The following is a 21371-nucleotide window of genomic DNA, read 5'->3' on the forward strand; positions in this document are numbered from 1 at the left end:
CGCATGAGCTGGCAAACCTGGGTTCGTCGGGGTCTGGATGGGCTGATTCTGTGTCTTGTCATCTGGCTGCTGGCTACGGCTGCCTATGTAAGCCTGGGCCGCCAATTCGTACCGGCCGTGGCGGATTACCAGGCAGAGCTGGTCAAGCATGCCGAAGAACTTACCGGGCGGGCAATCCGGCTGGATAATCTGAGCGGCGAGATGCAGGGCACCCAGCCGGTGTTCATGCTCCGCGGGTTGCAGGTACACGCCGAAGCTGACCCCGATAGCTCTATACTGTTCGCCCTCGATAATGTCACCGCTCGGCTTGATGTATTCGCCAGCCTGTGGCGGCGGGAGCCGGTACTCGACGCGTTGCAGGTTGAAGGTCTGGCGCTGGAACTGCTCGAGGAAGCCGATGGTCGCTGGCGTTTGCGCGGCCTGGGTTCGCGGGACAGGGTCGAAGGCGGGCTCGACGAAACGCTCGGCAAACTACTGAATCAGCGCCGCATCACACTGCTCGACAGCCGTATTCGCATCAACCCCCACAACTTGCCGGAGTGGAATTTCACCGATGGTGATCTGACGCTGGTCAATCGATGGGGAGATCATCAGTTTGATGCACGTCTGGCGTTACCCGATGGTCGCCAGCTGCGCCTGAAACTCGAAGGGCAGAGCGAGGGTGATAACTGGCGCGATATGTCGGTTGAGTTCTTTGCAGAACTACCTGCCATGCAATGGAGCGACTGGATACCCCATGCCTGGCTGGAGCAGGTCCGGCTTGAACAGCTGGTGGCAGGCGGTGATTTCTGGGGCAGCTGGCAGGCGCGCCGGTTACACCGGCTGCAAGGCGTTGTGGATGCACCCGAGGTCACACTGCGAACCCTGCGACCCGGCGCGGCTTTGACTGAACTGCAGGCTCAGTTCGACCTGCAACTCGGCACCGATCAACAGTCGCTACGTGTCGAACAGCTAGGACTGCAGGTCGGCGATATCCCGTGGCCGGAGACCCGTCTGACGGCCACCCGTACAGTCGAGGATGGAAGCTGGCAGCTGGCGCTGGACCGTTTGCCGCTGGAGCCGCTGGCTGCCGGGCTCCATGGCTCCATCCCCCAGGACCGCTTTGCTGACATACTCGCTGCCCTCGATCCGCAAGGGGCGCTAATTGGTGTCGGCTTGCGCGGGAGCAGCACCTCGTTCGCCCTTGATGATCTGACGCTCGAAGCCAGGCTGGAGAATATAAGTGTCGAACCCTGGCGGGCCGTACCCGGTTTCAGAGGAATCAGCGGTACGCTGGCCGGCAGCCGTGCACTGGGTGAGCTCAGACTCGATAGCTACAATTGGAGCATGTCGCTGCCGCAGCTGTTTCCTGAACCCTGGCAATACGACCACCTGACTGGCAGTCTGAGCTGGGAATGGTCTGACGAATCAGGCATGCGGCTGAAGGCGTCGAGCCTGGCGGTGAGTGGCGAAGAGGGCGAAGCGACAGCACGACTCGATCTGCATCTGCCACGTCCCGGTGGTACACCGAGCATGGATCTGCGCGTTGCGCTGCGGGACAGCCAGGCGGAGTTCTATCGCCGGTATCTGCCATCACGGGCTGCGGCGATGAGTCCGCAACTGCACGAGTGGCTGCTCTCGACGGATCTGTCAGGCAATGTTCCATTGGCCATTTTCAGCTACCGCGGTGTGCTGGCACAGGGGGCTGCGCCGGAAGATCGCGTTCTGGAGCTCTACGGCAGCATCGACCAGGGCAGCCTGTTCTTCCAGCCTGGCTGGCCGGCGCTGGAAAACGTATCCGGCACCCTGCATCTGCGCAATACCGCGGTAACCGTGCAGCAAGGGCAAGCCCGGCTATGGAATACCGAACTCAGTGACGTTAATGTCGCTATCGACCGTGAAGTGCCTGACGCACCGATGCTGTTGTCGGTCAACGGCGATGTGACAGGACCCCTACAGGACGCACTGCGCCTGATGCAGGATACGCCGCTGAGCGAGATCACCAGCGATCCGCTGGCAGGCTGGACCGGGAACGGCACGCTGGCTGGTACGGGCTCACTGGTCATTCCCCTGCAACAGGGCGGGCAGCCGGATATCCGGCTCAAGGCACAAGCCCGGGCCGAACAGCTGTTCATTCCCCAGCTTGACGCGCCATTGCATGAAGTCAGCGGCAACTTCGCCTACGACCACAGCAAGGGGCTGACGGCCGATAGCGTCCATCTGCAGTTTCTTGGCGAGCCGGTAACCGGCACCATCGGGGTGATCGACCGTGAACAGCTGATCCGCATGAAGGGCAGCCATCCGGTGCAGGCATTGAAGAGCTGGTCGATGCTTAGCAAGGCGCCGCTGCAGCTGGCCACCGGTCGTGTGGATTGGGATGCTCAGGTGGCGATTCGTTCTGGCAGCCAGAGCGTGCAGGTCGCATCCGATCTACAGGGCGTCGCACTCGATTTGCCGCAACCCTTTGCCAAGCAATCCGAGCAGGCCTTGCCCACCGAGGTGACTCTGCGACTCACGGATCAGGGTCAGCGCTGGTCGTTTCGTTCAGGAGGAGACCTGCGCGGTGTCGTCGTTCGCTCCGGCGATTCCCTGCGCGGCGACGTGCGCTATCGCAGTGGCAATCCCGCCGTTCCGTCTGAACAGGGCCTGAGCGTCCGGGCGAATTTTGCTGACCTGAAATGGAATGACTGGCAGCAGTGGATCAGCGATTTCAGGACCGGCACTGGCACTGGCACCGCTGCTCAGTCGCCTGCAGCCAGCGATTCTCCGCTGGCTGCCATCCGTGAAATCAACCTGAACGCGGCCCGCTTCGAAGGTCTGGGTCTGGAACTCGATGACCTTCAGCTCTATGGAAGAAACGCGCCGGCCGGGTGGGGCTTCGATGTTCAGCAGACCGACGTGGTCGGTCGGATCCGGCTGCCGGCAGGCGCTAACGAACCCTTGCAGATCGATCTGCAGCGTCTGCGCTTTGCCCGCGACCCGAATGTAGCCGAGGAATCCGAGGCGTTGGTCGAGCCGATGGTGTCTGAGGATCCTCTCGATGGCGTAACGCCGTCCTCGTTGCCTGCGATCAATCTCAGTGTCGCCCAGCTATTCTGGGGCGAAGATCTGGTCGGACCGGTTTCGTTCCGCATGCGGCCGACTGCCCAGGGCCTTCGCGTGGACGATGCGAACGTTGCTTTGCGGGGCGGGTTGCAGCTGCGCGGTAACCTGAACTGGCGCGATGTCGATCGGCGGACCCGCTTTGAAGGCAGCCTCAGCGCAGATAACGTAGGCGAAGTATTGCGCGCCTGGGATTACGCGCCGACGCTGACCAGTAACGAGTTTGCCGCCACCACAGAGTTGGAATGGCCTGGCTCTCCCGCCTATTTCGCGCTCAAGCGCAGCACCGGCCAACTGCAGCTGCGTGCGCGCGACGGAGTTCTGCAGAGCGGCGAGAGTTCGGCTGATGCACTCAAGGTATTCGGCCTGCTCAACTTCAACGCCCTGACGCGCCGGCTGCGCCTGGACTTTTCCGACCTGTTCGGCAAAGGTACGGCGTACGATACTCTGGACGGTGATCTGCTGTTCACCGACGGGGTCATGCATAACCGCACGCCGCTGGTGATGGACGGGCCGAGCGTCAAGCTGCAGCTGGACGGTCGCCTCGACCTGCCACAAAACGAAATTGACATGGGCATGCTGGTGACGCTTCCTGTTACCAACAACCTGCCGCTGGCCGCAATCATCGCCGGTGCGCCCTATATTGGCGGCGCGCTGTTTATTGCCGACAAGATTCTCGGCGACCGGATAGCCCGTTTTGCTTCAGTCAAATACAAGATCAGCGGTGACTGGCAAAAACCCAACGTCGAATTTGATCGCGCCTTTGATAACGAGGCCGCACTGGAGGACTGAATGAAGGTTGCTGCCATCCAGATGATCAGCGGGCCGGACGTAGCGGCCAATCTCGAACGCGCCGCCGGGCTGATTGCCGAAGCGGCTGCCGATGGCGCGCGGCTGATATTGTTGCCTGAATGCTTCGCCGCCTTCGGTAACCGCTCGCTGGGGGACATCGCTGCTGCCGAGTTTCACGGCACAGGTCCGATTCGCCCGTTTCTCGCACAACAGGCGCGGCAAAACGGCGTCTGGCTGATCGGCGGCAGCATCCCGCTGCCGCGCGCGTCCGGCGGCAAGCCCATGGCGACCTGTCTGGTGGTGGATGATCAGGGCGCTGAAGTGGCGCGCTACGACAAGCTGCATCTGTTTGATGTGGAAGTAGCCGACAGCACCCGCAGTTACCGCGAATCCAGGGATTACGGTTACGGCGATCAGGTGGTGTGCGTGGATACGCCGGTCGGGCGTGTCGGCCTGTCGATCTGTTACGATCTGCGCTTTGCCGAGCTGTATTTTGCACTGTCCCGCGCCGATGCAGATCTGATTGTGGTGCCTTCGGCCTTTACTGCGGTGACCGGGGCTGCCCACTGGGACGTGCTGCTGCGCGCCCGGGCCATCGAAACCCAGTGTTACATACTTGCCGCCAACCAGGGTGGGCTGCATCCCGGCGGGCGTGAGACCTTTGGCCACAGTTGTCTGATTGATCCCTGGGGCGAGGTGATTGCTTCGCTTGAGCAGGGGGAAGGGGTGGTCTCCGCGCCACTCGACCATACCCATATGCGCGCTATTCGCCAGCGAATGCCCGTCTCGGGGCATCGCCGGTTTGCCCCGGCCGAACTAACGGCCAAGGAGTCCGAAAAGAATGAGTGATCTGATAGCCAATGTTGAAAGCCGCCTGCTGACACCCGCTGAGCTGAGTCCTGATCTGATCGCAGGTGTGCTCGGTCAGCTGGTTTCGGCCCCCGGTGTGGACGCGGCTGATCTGTATTTCCAACATCAGGTGAGCGAGTCCTGGGTGCTTGAGGATGGCATCGTCAAGGACGGCAGTTTCAATGTCGATCAGGGCGTAGGGGTGCGTGCCCAGTCCGGAGAGAAGACCGGATTTGCCTACAGCAACGATATCCGTCTGCCGGCGCTGAGCCAGGCCGTTTCGGCGGCGCGCTCAATTGCGCGGGCCGGCCAGGCAGGCGGCGTACAGGCGTGGAAACGCGACACCAGCCAGGCGCTGTATCCTTCTGCCAATCCGCTTGACGTCATGGCCCAGGCGGACAAGGTGTCCTTCCTGCAACGCCTGGACGCTTATACGCGCAGTCTCGATCCGCGCATCACTCAGGTGTCCGTGAGCCTCGGCGGCTCCCATGACACCGTCATGGTCGCCTCCAGCGATGGCACTTGGGCCGGTGATATCCGTCCATTGGTGCGTCTGAATATCAGCGTGATCATCGAACACAATGGCCGGCGTGAACGCGGCAGCTTCGGCGGTGGTGGCCGTACCGATTATCTGTACTTCGAAGCAGAAGAGCGCGCCATGGCCTACGCCCGTGAAGCGGTGCGTCAGGCCACAGTCAATCTGGATGCCATTCCTGCTCCGGCCGGTAGCATGCCGGTGGTGATGGGGCCGGGCTGGTCCGGGGTATTGCTGCACGAAGCCGTGGGTCATGGCCTGGAAGGCGATTTCAACCGCAAGGGCACCTCTGCCTACAGCGGCCGGGTCGGTGAGAAAGTTGCCTCCAGCCTGTGCACCATCGTGGATGATGGCACCATTGCCGGTCGTCGCGGCTCGCTCAGTGTCGACGATGAAGGCAATCAGACCCAGTGCACCACGCTGATCGAGAACGGCATTCTCAAGGGGTATATCCAGGACAAACTCAACGCGCGGCTGATGGGCGTACCGGCAACGGGCAATGGCCGCCGCGAATCCTACGCGCACCTGCCGATGCCACGCATGACCAATACCTACATGCTGGCTGGTGAAAGCGATCCGGAGGACATCATCCGTTCGGTGAAGAAGGGCATCTACTGCGCCAACCTGGGCGGCGGACAGGTGGATATCACCAGCGGCAAGTTTGTGTTCTCGACCAGCGAGGCCTATCTGATCGAAGACGGCAAGATCACCGCACCGGTCAAGGGCGCGACGCTGGTCGGTAACGGACCCGAAGTGATGAACCGCGTTTCCATGGTCGGTCACGATCTGCAGCTGGACAGTGGCGTCGGCACGTGCGGCAAGGATGGTCAATCCGTGCCGGTCGGCGTCGGCCAACCAACACTCAGGATCGATCAGATCACGGTGGGCGGTACGGGCGCCTGAGGCTGCATAGAGGTGTTACGGAGGGCCGGGTTCCATCCCGGCCAGCGGAGTTTTGGCAGAACACTTTTGCCGAGGTGGAACTCGACACTCCATAGGGCGGCGTTGTTCTGATTTCGCATCTACATCCTGGCAGCAAGCACAGGCTCTGGTTGCTGTTGCACAGGCGAAGAGGGGATGTTCCGGGGGTAGTAGGCGCTGTCAGCAACAGCGCCTACTGGTCTGGCGGTTACTCGGTAATTCTTTCCGATAAATCGACCTGATAGATCGCCGTGGTGCCGCTGACCTCGTTGCCGACAATCAGCAAGGATTCGCCGTTGGGGGAGTGCTCAGCAGCGACGAATGTCAGGCCTTCCGGACCAAGATCGCCCATTACCGGCAGATCGGTCGCCGTTGGCTCTTCGATATCCCAGTTTTCACGGGTATTCAGATAATCCTGGAATACCGGCGCCTGCGGATTGCTGATATCGAAGACCATTATCCCGCCCATGCGCTCAAGCCCGATAAAGGCGAAGTGCTGATCATGAATTTTACCCACGGTAATACCTTCAGGCTCCGGGCCTTTGGCGTCACTGCGGCTGTCGAAGGCATTGCCTTCGTCGTGTCCGGAGTTGAAGTAGCTGGCGCAGGGGATATTCCGGTTCTCGCCAAGTTTGCATTCATCGCTAGCAAGATACTGCTCGATGAAATCGCCCGAGTCCCATACCAGTTCGCCGTTCTCGCCCCAGATAGAGACCGAGCGCGCCCCGTATGAATACAACTGGTCATACATCAGTCGGTCACCGGCGGGATTTTGCGTGCCGCTCGCATCGAACAGCACCGGGCTGCCATCGGCGTTTTTGCGATAGCCATCCACCCAGGTGACATTCAGGCGGCCAAGCACATCGTCTTCGCGGCAGTCACCCGGATCGGCAGCCGTCGCACCGCAATATGCAAAGGTGTCCGAATTGAGCAGGGCACCGGCTGCCAGCGCACGCAGCTGTGGCGGTAGATCGTCTCCGGCGCGGCGGTCAAAGCCGTTGGCATGCACCAGATGCTTGACGCGAAATTCCTCGACAAAGCCTTGTGTTGCGTCGCCGCCCCAGTAGGCGCTGTTGTCTTCGCCCCAGGCACGGGCGTCGCCTTCATTCGCCGAAACGATGTACTGCGTGCCGTTCAGGTTGTAACTGCTGATCGCATCAGGATGATAGATACCGACCACGCCGGGGAAAGTTCTGATGTTGATCAGGCCATCCTCGTCGCTCGCGTCGATACCATTGCCTTCCTCGCTGTATTGCTTGTAGCCGAGCGGCAGAATGTCAGTGACAGTCGCGCTGGCGATATCCACCTTGGCAAAGGCGTTGTTTTCCTGGAGTGAAACCCAGGCTGTGCTGCTGTCGGCGGAAACGGTGATGTACTCAGGCTCCATGTCCTGCGCGAGGCTGGCGCCAGGGCCATAGATGCGTACGCCTGCTTCGCGCAGGGCCTGCGCGCGGTCGTTGAAGTCGGCGAATCCGGCTATCGCGGGCGTACCCAGCTGCTTGTCGGTCACCTTGATAATGCCGATCGAGCCTTCGGGGTCGGTCTGGTAGTCATCGCTTGGCTCACCCTCGTTGGCGACTAGTATGTGCTGGCCATCCGGGGTAAAGGTCAGCATATCTGGCAGGGCGCCGACCTGTTTGAAGTCGAGCAATTCAAGCGTAGCCGCATCGAACAGGGCCACGTAACCATTGTCGGTTTTGACTTCGGCTTCCACCGCCACGGCGAGCAGGCCGTTGTGCCAGGCGACACTGTTGACCACGGCGTTCGGGGCCACATCGTCCATGGCCAGCTGCGTGACCAGAACAGGGTTGGCGGGGTCGGCCGCGTTCAACACATCAATGGCACCTGAGAGCGCATTGACTACGAAGATCTGCTTGTTAACTGGATCAAACGCAGGGATCTCTGCTGCGCTGACGCCAAACTCGCCAGAGGAATAACGGCCAAGTGTGTTGAGCCTCAGGTCTACAGTTCTGGTTTCAGGCTGCTGTTCTTCCACAATGTAATCGTCATCGCTGTTGCTACTGCTATTCAGGCAGCCGCCAAGGTTGGCGAGTACAGCCGCGGCAGTGGCCGTCAGTATCCATCTGTTCATGTGTTGATTTCCTGGCAAGTAAGTTTGGCCAGGTATTGATACGCGCTGCGTGTTACGCGCTTGTGGCAGAACGGCGACGGGAATGTGAACGCGGGCGAGGGCAGCGATGTATGAAAGGCCGGGTTTGATCCCGGCCGGGCGGAGGTTTGAGAGTATGTCTTTGTCGAGGTGGAACTCGACACTCCATCGCACCGCGTTACCTGGGAGGGCCGGGTTCCATCCCGGCCGGCGGAGTTGTTGCAGCACGCCTGTCGAGATGGAACTCGACATTCCATATCCCGCGGCCATGGGCTGAATAGTGCCCTGTCAAAACCCTTCGAAGCGTCCGGCGAGGCGGTTCTTGCGAACCTGATCGACCGGAAACACCCGTCCGCTCATGGCAACATACACGCCGTGACCAAGGGTGTTGAGTGCGCCGATTGCCAGCCCGAGGTTGAACAGCGCATCGGAGTCGCGGAAGCGGGCGGGCTGCATGGCGCCGGTGAGGACGATAACCTTGTCGTCGATTTCAGCCAGCGCGGCGCCGGTGACGGTCATGGTATCGGTCCCGTGGGTGATGAGGATGTGCTCGTGCGGGCAAGCGGCTACCCGGCTGCGGATCAAATCGCGGTCGGCGTCGTCCAGGTCCAGGCTATCTTTCTTGAGCAGCGATTCGATGGAATAGTTGAAGCCGATGCGACCCTGTTCGAGCAGCTCCCCGGCCATGGGTTCGCCGATCTGATACTCGCTGAGCGCATCGAAGTACACCTTGTCGATGGTGCCGCCGGTGCCGAAAATCTGTATAAACATGGCTAACTCCTGCAGTCGTAAGCGCCAGTATGCCTTCTGAAAGTACCCAACACACTCTCGAACCGGCTGCCAGAACCTGGTGGGTGTACATGGTGCGGGCCGAGAACGGCCATCTGTACACGGGGATTTCCACCGATCCACAACGGCGTTTTCGTCAGCACGCCAGCGGCAAGGGCGCGCGGTTCTTTAATCGTAGTCCGGCCCAGGCGTTGGTGTGGCAGGAAATCTGTATAGATCATTCCGATGCCCTGCGCCGCGAACTGGCGGTCAAGGCGCTGGCCAAGCCGGCGAAGGAAAAACTGATCCGGCTGTTTGCCGACGCAGAAGCCGGCACAGACACCAGGCTCAATCGCGACTGTGCAGCCGACCCGGCACCGGCTAAGCTGGATTGATTCCGGGCTTGCCATGGTTTGGCGGAGCCTAATACCTCACCTGTATCTTCACATGGAGCCGAACGATGACCGACCTGATTCTGCATCATTACCCGCAATCCCCCTTCGCCGAAAAAGCGCGCCTGATGCTCGGATTCAAGGGCTTGTCCTGGCATTCGGTAATGATTCCGGCGGTAATGCCCAAACCGGATCTGACTGCGCTGACCGGTGGTTATCGTCGCACCCCGGTGCTGCAGATTGGCGCAGACATCTACTGCGATACAGCGTTGATGGCTCGGCGGCTGGAACAGGAAAAGGTCACCCCGGCGTTATTCCCCGAGGGGCGTGAAGCCGCTGCCGCGGGGCTTGCCCAGTTTGCCGATCAGGTACTGTTCCAGCATGGCGTGGCAATCAATTTCCAGAAGAAGGGCCTGGCCTTTCGGTTTGCCGATATGCCCGAAGAGGTGATCAAGGGCTTTGTGGCGGACCGCCAGGCGCTGTTCGCCAGCGGCACCGCCAACCCCCTGGATACGCGCGTCGCGTTGTCACAGTGGCCAGCGTTGATGAGCCGGCTGGAGCTACAACTGGCTCGCAATGGCGAATTCATTCTGGGGGACGTGCCCTCCATTGCGGATCTGGCGCACTACCATCCGCTGTGGTTTGTGGCTTCGAACAAGGCCGTGGCTGATGCGCTGGACGGTTATCCGGCGATCGCTGCCTGGATGAAACGCATTGCTGATTTCGGGCATGGCTCCAGCACTCAGATGGACGCATCCGAAGCTATCCGAATCGCGCGAGAGGCCTCACCCGCTGCCTTGCCGGAAATCGAGTTCGTCAGCCCGGGCGGCTTCGAACTCGGGCAGGCGGTGAGCGTCAGTGCGGTGGATTACGGGACCGATCCGGTCAGTGGTTCATTGGTTCATGAAAGTAACGAAGAAATCGTAGTAGCCCGAGAAGACGAGCGTGCCGGTCTGCTGTACGTGCATTTCCCGCGCTACGGTTTCCGTATCGAAGCAGCCTGAGATCGAACCCTGATCCCCCTAACCCCCCTTTTTCAAAGTGGGGGACAACCCGAAGCACCTGTGCCTGGCCAGCGATACTGCGGGTCAGGTCTCGGGTAGCATGCCAATTCACCCGGAGGGGCTGTGGAACCTGTTATCAGCGTCAAAGGCCTGAACAAGACCTACTCATCGGGTTTTCAGGCGCTCAAACATATCGACCTGACCATTCACCGTGGCGAAATCTTCGCGCTGCTGGGCCCCAACGGTGCCGGCAAGACCACCTTGATCAGCATCATCTGCGGCATCGTCAATGCCAGCCAGGGTGAGGTCACGGTGGCGGGGCATGACATCGTTCGGGATTACCGCAAGGCACGCTCAACCATTGGCCTGGTACCGCAGGAACTGACCAGCAACATGTTCGATACGGTGCTTGCCACGGTCAATCTGAGCCGCGGTCTGTTCGGCAAGGCGCCGGATAAGGCACATATCGAGCGCGTGCTGCGAGAGCTGTCGCTGTGGAACAAGCGTAACGACAAGATCATGAACCTGTCCGGCGGTATGAAGCGCCGGGTGTTGATCGCCAAGGCGCTCGCCCATGAGCCGGATGTGCTCTTTCTCGACGAGCCGACGGCAGGCGTGGATGTCGAGCTGCGGCGCGACATGTGGAACATGGTTCGCCGGCTGCGCGAGCAGGGCGTGACCATTATCCTGACTACCCATTACATCGAAGAGGCCGAGGAGATAGCCGACCGCATCGGCGTCATCAACCGTGGCGAGATCATTCTGGTCGAGGACAAGGCCGACCTGATGCGCAAACTGGGCACCAAGCAGTTGAGCATTCAATTGCAGGAACCGCTGATGCAGCTACCCGCAAGCCTTGCGAAATACGGTTTGCAGCTGATGCAGGATGGCCACGCGCTGGTGTATACCTTCGACGCCCAGTGCGAGCACACAGGGTTGGCTGATCTGCTACGGACGCTCGGCGAGGAAGGTCTGGAGGTAAAGGATCTGCATTCAAGTCAGAGCTCACTGGAGGATATTTTCGTCGGCCTGGTACACGACGAAACCCGGCCCGACGCCACTGCCAGTGTGCAACTGGATATCCAGAGCGGAGGCCGGGCATGAATTTCTACGGCATCCGCGCGCTCTATCTGTCCGAACTCAGCCGCATGTGGCGCACGCTGTTCCAGAGCATTGCCTCGCCAGTGATTTCCACCTCGCTGTACTTCATCGTGTTCGGCGCGGCCATTGGTTCGCGCATGCAGGAGATCGACGGCGTCAGTTACGGGGCGTTCATCATCCCCGGCCTGATCATGCTGATGTTGCTCAACGAGAGCATTTCCAACGCGTCCTTCGGCATCTACATGCCCAAGTTCACTGGCACCATTTACGAGGTGCTTTCGGCGCCGCTGTCGCCGGTGGAGATCGTGATTGCCTACGTCGGCGCGGCGGCCACCAAATCGGTGCTGCTGGGTACCCTGATCCTTCTGACAGCCCGGCTGTTTGTGGATTATGAAATCCTGCATCCGGTATGGATGTTCGGCTTTCTGGTGCTGACGGCCATCACCTTCAGTCTGTTCGGGTTCATCATCGGCGTCTGGGCCGATGGCTTTGAAAAACTGCAGATCGTGCCGATGATGATCGTCACTCCGCTGGCCTTTCTCGGCGGCAGCTTCTATTCGATCAACATGCTGCCGCCGATGTGGCAAACCATCACGCTGTTCAACCCGGTGGTGTATCTGATCAGCGGGTTCCGCTGGAGTTTCTACGGTGTGGCAGATGTGCACATCGGTGTCAGCCTTGGCATGACGCTGGTGTTTCTCGCTATCTGTCTGGCGATTGTCTGGGTCATCTTCCGGACCGGATATAAAATCAAGCCCTGATTGCGTGGCCGCAACCCGTCTGGCCGGCCGATTGAACAGCCTGTGACTTCTCGGGTCATTCTCCTTAGGGGATGATGACCGGAGGCCATATGTTATTCACCGACCGTGCTCACGCCGGCCAGGAATTGGCTAAAGCCCTGTCTGATCTGGCCGGCCAACCGGAGCTCATTGTGTTGGCGCTGCCGCGCGGTGGCGTGCCTGTCGCGGCGGAAGTGGCCAAGGCACTCGGCTTGCCGTTGGATATCCTGCTGGTGCGCAAGCTGGGCGTGCCCGGGCATGAGGAATACGCCATGGGCGCGATTGCCGGTGGCGACCTCATTTTCCTCAATCAGCAGGTATTGCGGCAGCTCAAGCTCGAGCAGACGCAGATTGATGCGGTGATCGAGCGCGAGCGCGCCGAACTGCATCGCCGCGAGCAGCGCTATCGTGGCGAACGTCCCTCTCCCGAACTAAACGACCGCAACGTGGTTCTCATCGATGACGGCCTGGCTACGGGCGCAACCATGCGCGTGGCGATACGGGCAGTACATCAGGCTGGCGCGAGGAGCGTCACCGTGGCAGTGCCCGTCGGGGCATCCGATACCTGCGACGAGCTCGCCATGCTGGTCGATCGCCTGGAGTGTCCGTATTCGCAGAGCGATCTGGGGGGCGTCGGCTATTGGTATGACGATTTCGCCCAGACCACCGATGCACAGGTGATCCAGATTTTGCAGCAGTACCGAGCGGGAGGCGCGAGTGAGTAAAGCAAATGACCAGGGTGTGATTGACACCATCGAGCGGCATGCCATTCCCCTGACTGGCGGCGATGCCGATTACGACGCAATTATCCAGGCGGCACATGGCAAACCCTATGTGTTGATCGGAGAAGCATCCCACGGCACTGAAGAGTTTTATCGGGTGCGTGCAGAGATCACCCGCCGGCTGATCGAGGAGCTGGATTTCAGCGCAGTGGCTGTGGAAGCCGACTGGCCCGACGCCTATGCAATCAACCGCTTTGTATGGAACACAGGTTCCGACAAGAGCGCCAGACAGGCGCTGGATGTGTTCGAGCGTTTCCCCGTATGGATGTGGGCCAATACCCAAGTGCTTGCGTTCGTGGAATGGTTGGCTGCGTTCAACCAGGATCCGGCACGCGCCGAAGCAGGCCAGCGCCCGGTGGGCTTTTATGGTCTGGATCTGTACAGCATGTCCAGCTCGGCGCAGGCGGTCATCAGTTATCTGGATAAGCATGATCCGCCGGCGGCGCGCCGAGCCCGCGAACGTTACGCCTGCCTGGAACAGTTTCTGGGCGAGCCGCAGCGCTACGGACACGCCGTTGCATTCGGTATGAGCTCCTCCTGTGAAAAGGAAATTACCGAACAGTTGATGGATATGCAGGGCAAGGCGCTGCAGCGTCTGGTCGGCCTGGGTCTGGTGGCCGATGAGCAGCGTTTTTGCGCCGAGCAGAACGCGCGGCTGGTGCGCAACGCCGAGGAATATTACCGCTCGATGTTCCGCGGTGAGTCCAGCTCCTGGAACCTGCGCGATGGTCATATGTTCGAGACCCTCGAAGCTCTGCGTGAACACTTGAGTTATCAGCTCGGTGGCGAGGCCGGCGTGGTGGTCTGGGCGCACAATTCCCACATTGGTAACGCGGCTGCGACGGACATGGGGCGACATGGCGAATTCAATATCGGGCAGCTGGCGCGGGAAAAATATGGAAGCGAGGCCCTGCTGGTGGGCTTCACCACCGCAACCGGCGAGGTGACGGCAGCTTCGGACTGGGATGCACCGGCGGAATGCAAGCAGGTGCGTCCGCCACTGGCTGGCAGTTACGAGCAGCTATTCCAGAAAGCCAGCCCGACCAACTTTCTGCTGGACCTGCGCGAGAGCAATGCGCTGACCGACGCCTTGAGTGAATCGCGCCTGCACCGTGCTATCGGCGTGATCTACCGGCCTGAAACCGAGCGGCAAAGTCATTACTTCCACAGTCGCTTACCGGAACAGTATGACTTCGTGCTGCATTTTGACGAGACGCATGCGCTGCAGGCATTGGCGGACGGAGCTACGGCGCCGGGTCTGGAGCCGGATGACACCTATCCGAGCGGGCTGTGATGAAACCCGAGGCGCGATGGCGTGCGCAGCGCGCCCCACCTTCTGGCGTTTGTCCTCAGCGAGCACTGGGTGGACCTTGGCTATCTCGCGCAAGCTCTCTTACGCTGGCATAGGGATAGGCTTCTAGCGCAGCGAAACCCGGCAGGCTTCGAGCCTTGAGCCGGGTGAACAGCGGCACGCTGATACCGCACAGAAAGCGCGCCAGACTGTCCGCAGTGGGCGCACGGTGCTGATCGCTGCTATAGCGTTCCACAAAAGCTGCGCTGAGTTGCTGAATACGATCGAGCGTTAACGGCGGTAACGCTGGGGGCTCGGGCAGCTGGGCAGGTTGACCATGACATACCGAGCAGTGTCCGCACCGCTCGGGCACTTGTTCATCGCCGAAGTAACAGGCCAGCCGCCGACTCAGGCAGTCTCGGGTGGCAAACAGATCGAGCATGGCATGGATACGGTTGATCTCGCTGGCTTCCTGTCGGTGGAAATAGTCATGCAGTGCTTCGCTCAGGCTGGCTGCGTCGAAATCCGGCTGCAACAACTCGTAGACCTCGGTCATCTGCTTGCTTTCCAGCTCGACCCAGTTCTTCTCCTGAAAGTAATCCAGCGCCTTGATCACCCGGCCTCGGTCGGCCCGGTGCTGCTGCCACAACGCATCGAAATCCACCGTGCTCCAGGTTCTCGCTCGCCGGGACGTACTGATGATCGCTTCGACAAAGTCCCTGCGTTCACCCTGGAACTGCTGAACCAGTTGCTCGGGCTCGAGCAAAAATTTGAAGCGATATTCGGCGAAATAGGCGTAGCGGGGCGCGATAATCCCGCGCAGTTCCAGCTGAACCAGTAACGTCTTCAGCGGCAGCTGGCGAATATTGCTGCGCGTGGAGAGTGCATTGAGCATCAGTTCCCATTGCCCGCCGGATGCATCACGTTTCAGCTCATCCAGCACGTAGCGAATGCCGGCGCGCTCGGGCGTGTCGCCATACACGAAGTTTTCCAGCACGTTCAGGCTGTCGCGGTTGGCCAGAACCAGACAGTCCGACGGGTTGCCATCGCGGCCTGCACGGCCGATTTCCTGGCTGTAGTTCTCGATGGATTTGGGCAGATCAAAATGCACCACGAAGCGGATATCGCTCTTGTCGATGCCCATGCCAAAGGCGATGGTCGCGACAATGCAGTTGATATTGCCGTTCATGAAGTCGCGCTGAATGCGCTCGCGTCGCTCATGCTCCATACCGGCATGGTAGGCCGCGGCGTGAATGCCATGCTGGCTGAGGTAGCTGGCGACGTCTTCGGCGGTTTGTTGCTGGGTGACGTAGACGATACCCGGCTCGGCGCTGCGGGCACCCAGCCATTCGACCAGACGCTGGCGTTTGTCAGCGCCGGTAACTGGCTCGACCAGCAGATTCAGGTTGGGCCGGTAGAAGCCGGTGGTGATCACATCGGCATCAGAGATGCCGAACTTGCGCTGCATGTCGGCGATGACCGGCGGCGTTGCCGTCGCTGTTAGCAACAGCGTTTGCGGGATGCCGAAATCCTTCTGGTACGCGGGCAGCTTGAGGTAATCCGGGCGGAAGTTATGGCCCCATTCGGATATGCAGTGCGCCTCATCCACTACCAGCAGGGAGATAGGCACCTGCTGGATAAAATGGCGGAAACGCTCGTTCTTCAGCCGCTCCACCGAGATCATCAGTATTTTCAGCTCGCCGCTTTTGGCCCGCGACATGACATCGCTGGCTTCTTCCCGGCTTTGCGATGAATCAATGCTCGCGGCGCTGATGCCGTGCCGCTCGAGGAATGCCAGCTGATCCTGCATCAGCGCCAACAGCGGCGAGACCACCAGCGTCAGATGCGGCAGATGCATGGCGGGCAGCTGATAACACAGCGATTTGCCCGAGCCGGTCGGGAATATGGCTGCCGCCGAACGGCCTTCCAGCACAGCGTTGATGGCCGGCTCCTGGCCGGGGCGGAAGCGGTCGTAACCGAAGGTGTCGAGCAGGGATTGTCTGATCATTGCGACATGGTGGCGATTTACGCCGCGCTTGTCTGCCAATGGATACACATTGACCCAATCAGGGCACCGGGCGGTAGGCGTGACGTTCGGGTTGACCGCCTCGGTGGGCATCCTTGTCGGAATCAATCAGGTACGCACTTTTGACCAGTGCCAGGTGCGACAGCGCCTGTGGGAAGTTGCCAAGCAAGCCGTGCTGCGGATCATATTCCTCAGCTAGCAGCCCAACGTCATTACGCAAGCCGAGTATTTTCTCGAATACCGCCTGGGCATCATCAACCCGCCCGCTCATGGTCAGTACATCTGCGAGCCAGAAGCTGCAGGTCAGGAACGCGCCCTCGCTGCCGTCGTAGGCATCATCTTCCAGAAACCGGTAGACCAGGCCGTCCTCGCACAGCGTGTCCTCGATCCAGGCCAACGTGGCCTGAACGCGGTCATCATCGGCGGGCAGAAAGCCCAGCAGTGGGACCATTAGCAGGCTGGCATCCGGGCGCGCTTCATCATAGGTCTGCTGAAAGGCGTTACGTGACGGGTCGATCCCGTTGCGGCAGACGTCCGCGTGGATCTCGTCGCGGGTGCTGCGCCAGAGGTCGACGGGTGCCTTGAGCCCGAACTCTTCGGCATCGCGAATAGACCGGTCAAAGGCAACCCAGGCGTACACTTTGGAGTGCGTGTAATGCCGCGGTGCGCCGCGCAGTTCCCAGATACCATCGTCCGGTTCGCGCCAGTGTTCGACCAGAAAGTCCATGATCTTGCACTGGTAGTCCCAGGTCTGCTCGGTGGTTTCCATGCCGCTGCGCCGGCCGATATGCAGCACGTCCATCAGCAGGCCGTACACATCCAACTGATGCTGTTCCGAGGCCGCATTTCCGACACGCACCGGCTGGGAACCCTTCCAGCCGGGCAACCAGCCAAGTTCCCGCTCCGGCATGGGTTCGGTGCCGGTGATGCTGTAGAGCACATCAACATCCACGGTGCCGTTGTCCTGGCCAATGGCGCGCAACAGCCAGCTGTGCCATTCATGCGCCGCCGAAAAGAAGTTCGAGTCGAGGAACACATCAACAGCCAGTACCGCGTCGCGTAGCCAGCAGAATCGGTAATCCCAGTTGGCGGCACCGCCAATTTTTTCCGGCAACGAGGAGGTCGGTGCCGCGACCATGCCACCGCTGGGTGCATAGGTCAGGGCTTTCAGCGTGATGAGCGAGCGCACCACGGCGTCTCGCCAGCGGCCCTGATAACTGCACTGACGCACCCAGTCGCGCCACCAGCCGGCGCAGTCCTCGATGGCGCCTTCGCTGCAGCGTGCGCTTTCCGGTTGGCTATCACCGCTCAGGTGAGTGAGCTGCATCAGCCGCTGCTCACCTGGGCTCAGGCTGAAGCGTGCGTTGATACAGTCGGCGTCCTGCCATTCACAGGATAGATCAGTGAACAGCCATAAGGGGTGTTCTCCACCTTTAATGCATACGCCGTTCTCGCTCTGCTCAAAGCGCGCGGGCTCCCTGCCGTAGTCGAAGCGGGGCAACAGGCTCATATCCATCTCGACGCAGCCTTCGAGACACTCTACATGGCGCAGAATCGTCACGTTGTCATCGAAGGGCATGCAGTCGGTGATGCGGATGCGGCCCTGAACGCAGCGCATCTCGGTGCACAGCACCAGAGTGTCCGCTTGATAGTGACGGTTGACTTCGGTGGGTTCGGCGCTGGGCGACAGCCGCCAGTGGCCGTGCTCAGCATCACCAAGCAGCGCAGCAAAGCACGCGGGGGAATCGAAACGGGGAGGGCAGAACCAGTCGATGCTGCCGCTACGGCTGACCAATGCGGCGGTGCACAGATCGCCGATCAATGCATAGTCTTCGATAGGTTGCGCCATTGATACTCCCGGGGTGATCGGCGACGTGCCGCCTCTCACCAAGCGACCCCCGGGTTTTCAGTGAAGTTCCTGCAAGGCCCTGTCCAGATAGGGCGAATTGATGTCGCAGTGTTGCCGGATGAAAGCGCAGCCGGTGATCAGCGCTTCTTCTTTTTCAGTTGCTCGATCAAACCCTTGGGTGGATGCCTGATCACCAGCGCGTCGTCGGATTCGTCATATTCAACGCGCTCGCCCAGCAGGTGCGCCTCGAAGCTTATCGACATGCCATCAGCCTTGCCGTAGAAGCGCATGAAGTTGTTCAGAGTGCGCTTGTCCGGCGGGATCTCGGCATTCAGGCCGTAATCCTTGTTGCGGATGTAGTCGTAGAAGGCGCGGGGCTGTTCCTCATCAATCACACCAGACAGCTCTTCCAGCGCCACCTGCTCGCCCTGACGCGCCTGGCCGCTGACGTAACCGCTCATGGCCTTGGTCTTGCCCTTGAGCTCGTCCGCCGGCATATCCGCTTCGCCCACATAATCCTGAAAGGCTTGCAGCAGGGTGGTGGTTTCCTGCTCTGGATCGGCACCTTCAACGCAACCGATAAAGTCGCGGAAGTAGTCCGACACGCGCTTGCCGCTGCGCCCACGAATGAAGGAAATGTATTGCTTGGAGCTGGCGTTCTGTTTCCACTCGGTGAGGTTGATGCGCGCCGCCATGTTCAGGCTGGACAGATCCAGATGCCGCGCCGCCGCTACGTTCAGGTCATCGGTAACGGTCACGCCCTCGGTATGGTGCAACAGGGCGATGACCAGAAAGGCGGTCATGCCCTGGCGGTAGCGGATAAACAGCACGTGTCCGCCCAGCGCCAGATTGGAGCCCTCCATCAGCGTTTTCAGGTGCTCGGTGGCCTGGGTGGAAAAGCGCAGGAAATCCAGCTCCTCATCCAGCAGCTGCTGTAACCAGCCGCTGAACGGATAGGCGCCGCTCTCCGTCTGGAAATAGCCCCAGGCCTTGTTCGGCTTGCTGTTATAGGCCTCGATCAGTCCCGCCAGCAGTTGTTCCAGCGCCTCGGAGCTGGCCAGTTCAGCATCACGCAGGGTGAGGCTGGCAGGCTGCCCGTCGGGCTTCTTGTGAATCTGATGAACAACGCTGTTGTCGATGGGCATGGTGATATCCGCAAACTCAAGGGAAGGTGGCGCAGGCCGGCAAGGTAACCCAGTTGTCGCGTGGCGTAAACCGGGTGCGATGCCGGCCTGTTACAAGGGAAACAGCCAGGGCACCAGCGTCACGCTGATGACCAGTACCAGCAGCGTGAAGGGTACGCCGATGCGCACGAAATCTGTAAAACGATAACGCCCCGGATCCAGTACCAGCGTATTCACCGGCGAGGAAACCGGCGTCATGAACGCCGCAGATGCGGCCAGCGCAACAATCATGGCAAAGGGGTAGGGCGAGGCATCCATGGCCTGCGCCGTGGCAATCGCAACCGGTGCCATGAGCACTGCCGTCGCTGTGTTGGAAATGAACAAGCCGGTGACAGCCGTGCAGATGAACAGCGTGGCGAGTAGCGCACGCGGGCCTGCATCGCCGAACAGCTGCAGCAAGGTACTTACCGCCAGATCAATACCGCCGGTTTTCTGCAGTGCCAGGGCAAAGGGCAGCATGCCGACGATCAGTATCAGGCTCGGCCAGTGGATCGCCTTGTAGGCTGAATCCATGGTGATGCAGCGGAAGACGCCCATCAGCAGACAGGCGATCAGGGCAGCGAGCAGGTTGGGCACTAGCCCGCTGACCATCAATGCGATCATCACTGCCAGGCTGAACAGGGCGTAGGGCGCCTTGCGCGCCGCCGGGGCAACTTCGTCGATTTCGGTGGGCACGCTGAGCAGCAGAAAATCCCGGCTCAGGCCGTGCAGGCGATTGATGTCCTTCCAGTCTCCCGCCACCAGAAGGGTATCGGCCTCCTTGAGCTTTTCATCCACCAGCAAGCCTGGCAATGCCTCGCCACGTCGGCGCAGACCCACCACGTTGAGTCGGAAGCGGCTGCGAAACGCCAACTCCTGAATGGTCTGGCCGGGCAGGCGCGAGTCGGGAGGAAGCGCGACCTCAGCCAGCCCCATCTGATGGGAATACAGGCTGTAGTAGGAGGTTTCCAGCGGGAGCGATTCCAGCCCGAGTTCGTCATAGGCACCAAGCAGCGCGATAGCCGGGCTGGCCAGATCGACCAGCAACACATCGCCGGGCTGCAGCAGGGTCTTGCCCGTGGCCAGTTCCAGTATCGTGCGGAACCGACGCTGGCGTTCGATGGCGATGACGTTAATGCCGTACTGCTGACGCAGCTCCATCTCAACCAGTTGCTTGTTTGCCAAAGGTGAACCGGGGCGTACGCGCAGGCGGCGCTCACGCTCGGTCAGGCGGTAGGCCTTGGCCAGATCGGCCAGGCTGTGACGTGGTTCGCGCTCATCCAGCTCCGCCGCCCGGCCGCCCAGCCAGCGCCGTGCTACCAGCATGTAGAGCACGCCCGCGACCAGGATCACCAGCCCAATCGGCGTGAAGCTGAAGAAGGAAAAACCCGGCAGACCGGTGCGCACCAGTTCGCTATTGACCACCATGTTTGGCGGCGTGGCGACCAGCGTCAGCATGCCGCTCATAAGGCCGGCGAAGCTGAGCGGCATCATCAGGCGCGATGCAGGAATGCCCATGCGCACCGCGACGCTGAGCACCACAGGTATGAATATGGCGACCACGCCGGTGGAGCTCATCACCGAACCGAGCCCGGCCACCGTCAGCATCAGCAACACCACCAGCCGCGTTTCGCTCTTGCCAGCGTGCCGCACCAGCCAGTCGCCCAGCTGATAGGCAATACCGGTGCGCACCAACCCGTCACCAATCACGAACAATGCCGCGATCAACAGCACACTGGGGTCGCTGAACCCGGCGATGGCTTCGTTGATGGTGAGAATGCCGCTGAGCGGCAGCGCAACGATCACCAGCAGGGCAACGACATCCATGCGCGGCTTGTTGCGCACGAACAGCGCCATGCTGATGAGCAGCAGAACGAGGGTGACAGTGAGCTGAGCGTTCAAAACGTTCTTCCGTCGAGCCAGTATGA

The 21371-nt window shown here is 60.7% G+C and carries 15 protein-coding genes; 9 read left to right on the forward strand and 6 right to left on the reverse strand.

Going from position 1 to position 21371, the window contains the following annotated elements:
• Positions 1–3 precede the first annotated feature (3 nt).
• From HG264_RS16410 to tldD, 3 genes are read left to right on the forward strand one after another with little or no spacing between them, the layout of a single operon-like run.
• Positions 4–3873 (forward strand): YhdP family protein, encoded by a 3870-nt coding sequence (locus HG264_RS16410; protein ID WP_169408602.1) that lies wholly within the window; start codon positions 4–6, stop codon positions 3871–3873.
• Positions 3874–4722: a carbon-nitrogen hydrolase family protein gene (locus tag HG264_RS16415; RefSeq protein ID WP_169408603.1), complete on the forward strand. Its 849-nt coding sequence runs from the start codon at positions 3874–3876 to the stop codon at positions 4720–4722.
• Complete coding sequence (gene tldD / locus HG264_RS16420; RefSeq protein ID WP_169408604.1) at positions 4715–6160, forward strand: metalloprotease TldD; 1446 nt, start codon at positions 4715–4717, stop codon at positions 6158–6160. The genes HG264_RS16415 and tldD overlap by 8 nt, the downstream gene beginning before the upstream one ends.
• Positions 6161–6386: 226 nt before the next feature.
• Here tldD and HG264_RS16425 read toward each other — a convergent pair whose 3' ends face one another.
• Complete coding sequence (locus HG264_RS16425) at positions 6387–8270, reverse strand: choice-of-anchor I family protein (RefSeq protein ID WP_169408605.1); 1884 nt, start codon at positions 8268–8270, stop codon at positions 6387–6389.
• A 306-nt stretch (positions 8271–8576) separates the two neighbouring features.
• Positions 8577–9059 (reverse strand): asparaginase domain-containing protein, encoded by a 483-nt coding sequence (locus tag HG264_RS16430; RefSeq protein WP_169408606.1) that lies wholly within the window; start codon positions 9057–9059, stop codon positions 8577–8579.
• A gap of 29 nt (positions 9060–9088) precedes the next feature.
• Between HG264_RS16430 and HG264_RS16435 the strand changes: the two genes are divergently transcribed.
• From HG264_RS16435 to HG264_RS16460, 6 genes are all read left to right on the forward strand, one after another.
• Positions 9089–9451: a GIY-YIG nuclease family protein gene (locus HG264_RS16435; protein WP_169408607.1), complete on the forward strand. Its 363-nt coding sequence runs from the start codon at positions 9089–9091 to the stop codon at positions 9449–9451.
• A 65-nt stretch (positions 9452–9516) separates the two neighbouring features.
• Complete coding sequence (locus tag HG264_RS16440; RefSeq protein WP_169408608.1) at positions 9517–10452, forward strand: glutathione S-transferase family protein; 936 nt, start codon at positions 9517–9519, stop codon at positions 10450–10452.
• Between the two features lie 123 nt (positions 10453–10575).
• A complete protein-coding gene (locus HG264_RS16445; protein ID WP_169408609.1) occupies positions 10576–11556 on the forward strand; it encodes an ABC transporter ATP-binding protein in 981 nt (326 codons plus the stop codon).
• Positions 11553–12314, forward strand: coding sequence for an ABC transporter permease (locus HG264_RS16450; protein WP_169408610.1), 762 nt, complete (start codon positions 11553–11555; stop codon positions 12312–12314). The genes HG264_RS16445 and HG264_RS16450 overlap by 4 nt, the downstream gene beginning before the upstream one ends.
• 89 nt (positions 12315–12403) lie before the next feature.
• The gene (locus tag HG264_RS16455) at positions 12404–13057 is read left to right on the forward strand and encodes a phosphoribosyltransferase (protein WP_169408611.1); all 654 of its coding nucleotides are present in this window, start codon (positions 12404–12406) and stop codon (positions 13055–13057) included.
• Positions 13050–14408: an erythromycin esterase family protein gene (locus HG264_RS16460; RefSeq protein WP_169408612.1), complete on the forward strand. Its 1359-nt coding sequence runs from the start codon at positions 13050–13052 to the stop codon at positions 14406–14408. The genes HG264_RS16455 and HG264_RS16460 overlap by 8 nt, the downstream gene beginning before the upstream one ends.
• Positions 14409–14463: 55 nt before the next feature.
• On the opposite strand, the gene HG264_RS16465 is transcribed toward HG264_RS16460, so the two are convergent.
• The 4 genes from HG264_RS16465 to HG264_RS16480 form a co-directional block, all read right to left on the reverse strand.
• Positions 14464–16413: an ATP-dependent DNA helicase RecQ gene (locus HG264_RS16465; protein WP_169409179.1), complete on the reverse strand. Its 1950-nt coding sequence runs from the start codon at positions 16411–16413 to the stop codon at positions 14464–14466.
• Positions 16414–16471: 58 nt separating this feature from the next.
• Complete coding sequence (locus HG264_RS16470; RefSeq protein ID WP_169408613.1) at positions 16472–18280, reverse strand: glycoside hydrolase family 15 protein; 1809 nt, start codon at positions 18278–18280, stop codon at positions 16472–16474.
• 137 nt (positions 18281–18417) lie between these two features.
• Positions 18418–19425 carry a nucleoid-associated protein YejK gene (gene yejK / locus HG264_RS16475; protein ID WP_169408614.1) on the reverse strand — a complete coding sequence of 336 codons (1008 nt, stop codon included), beginning with the start codon at positions 19423–19425 and terminating at the stop codon, positions 18418–18420.
• Positions 19426–19515: 90 nt separating this feature from the next.
• Entirely contained in the window at positions 19516–21300 is a 1785-nt protein-coding gene (locus HG264_RS16480; RefSeq protein ID WP_169409180.1) for an SLC13 family permease, read from the reverse strand.
• Between the last annotated feature and the right edge of the window lie 71 nt (positions 21301–21371).

The organism is Pseudomonas sp. gcc21 (genome assembly GCF_012844345.1).
GTDB lineage: Bacteria > Pseudomonadota > Gammaproteobacteria > Pseudomonadales > Pseudomonadaceae > Halopseudomonas.

Excerpts from the sequence above, each read along its gene's own strand:
- HG264_RS16425 (WP_169408605.1), bottom strand. The coding sequence starts at position 8,270 with ATGAACAGATGGATACTGACGGCCACTGCCGCGGCTGTACTCGCCAAC.
- HG264_RS16430 (WP_169408606.1), bottom strand. The coding sequence starts at position 9,059 with ATGTTTATACAGATTTTCGGCACCGGCGGCACCATCGACAAGGTGTAC.
- HG264_RS16440 (WP_169408608.1), top strand. The coding sequence starts at position 9,517 with ATGACCGACCTGATTCTGCATCATTACCCGCAATCCCCCTTCGCCGAA.
- HG264_RS16415 (WP_169408603.1), top strand. The coding sequence starts at position 3,874 with ATGAAGGTTGCTGCCATCCAGATGATCAGCGGGCCGGACGTAGCGGCC.
- tldD (WP_169408604.1), top strand. The coding sequence starts at position 4,715 with ATGAGTGATCTGATAGCCAATGTTGAAAGCCGCCTGCTGACACCCGCT.
- HG264_RS16450 (WP_169408610.1), top strand. The coding sequence starts at position 11,553 with ATGAATTTCTACGGCATCCGCGCGCTCTATCTGTCCGAACTCAGCCGC.
- yejK (WP_169408614.1), bottom strand. The coding sequence starts at position 19,425 with ATGCCCATCGACAACAGCGTTGTTCATCAGATTCACAAGAAGCCCGAC.
- HG264_RS16455 (WP_169408611.1), top strand. The coding sequence starts at position 12,404 with ATGTTATTCACCGACCGTGCTCACGCCGGCCAGGAATTGGCTAAAGCC.
- HG264_RS16435 (WP_169408607.1), top strand. The coding sequence starts at position 9,089 with ATGCCTTCTGAAAGTACCCAACACACTCTCGAACCGGCTGCCAGAACC.
- HG264_RS16410 (WP_169408602.1), top strand. The coding sequence starts at position 4 with ATGAGCTGGCAAACCTGGGTTCGTCGGGGTCTGGATGGGCTGATTCTG.
- HG264_RS16480 (WP_169409180.1), bottom strand. The coding sequence starts at position 21,300 with ATGGCGCTGTTCGTGCGCAACAAGCCGCGCATGGATGTCGTTGCCCTG.
- HG264_RS16465 (WP_169409179.1), bottom strand. The coding sequence starts at position 16,413 with ATGATCAGACAATCCCTGCTCGACACCTTCGGTTACGACCGCTTCCGC.
- HG264_RS16470 (WP_169408613.1), bottom strand. The coding sequence starts at position 18,280 with ATGGCGCAACCTATCGAAGACTATGCATTGATCGGCGATCTGTGCACC.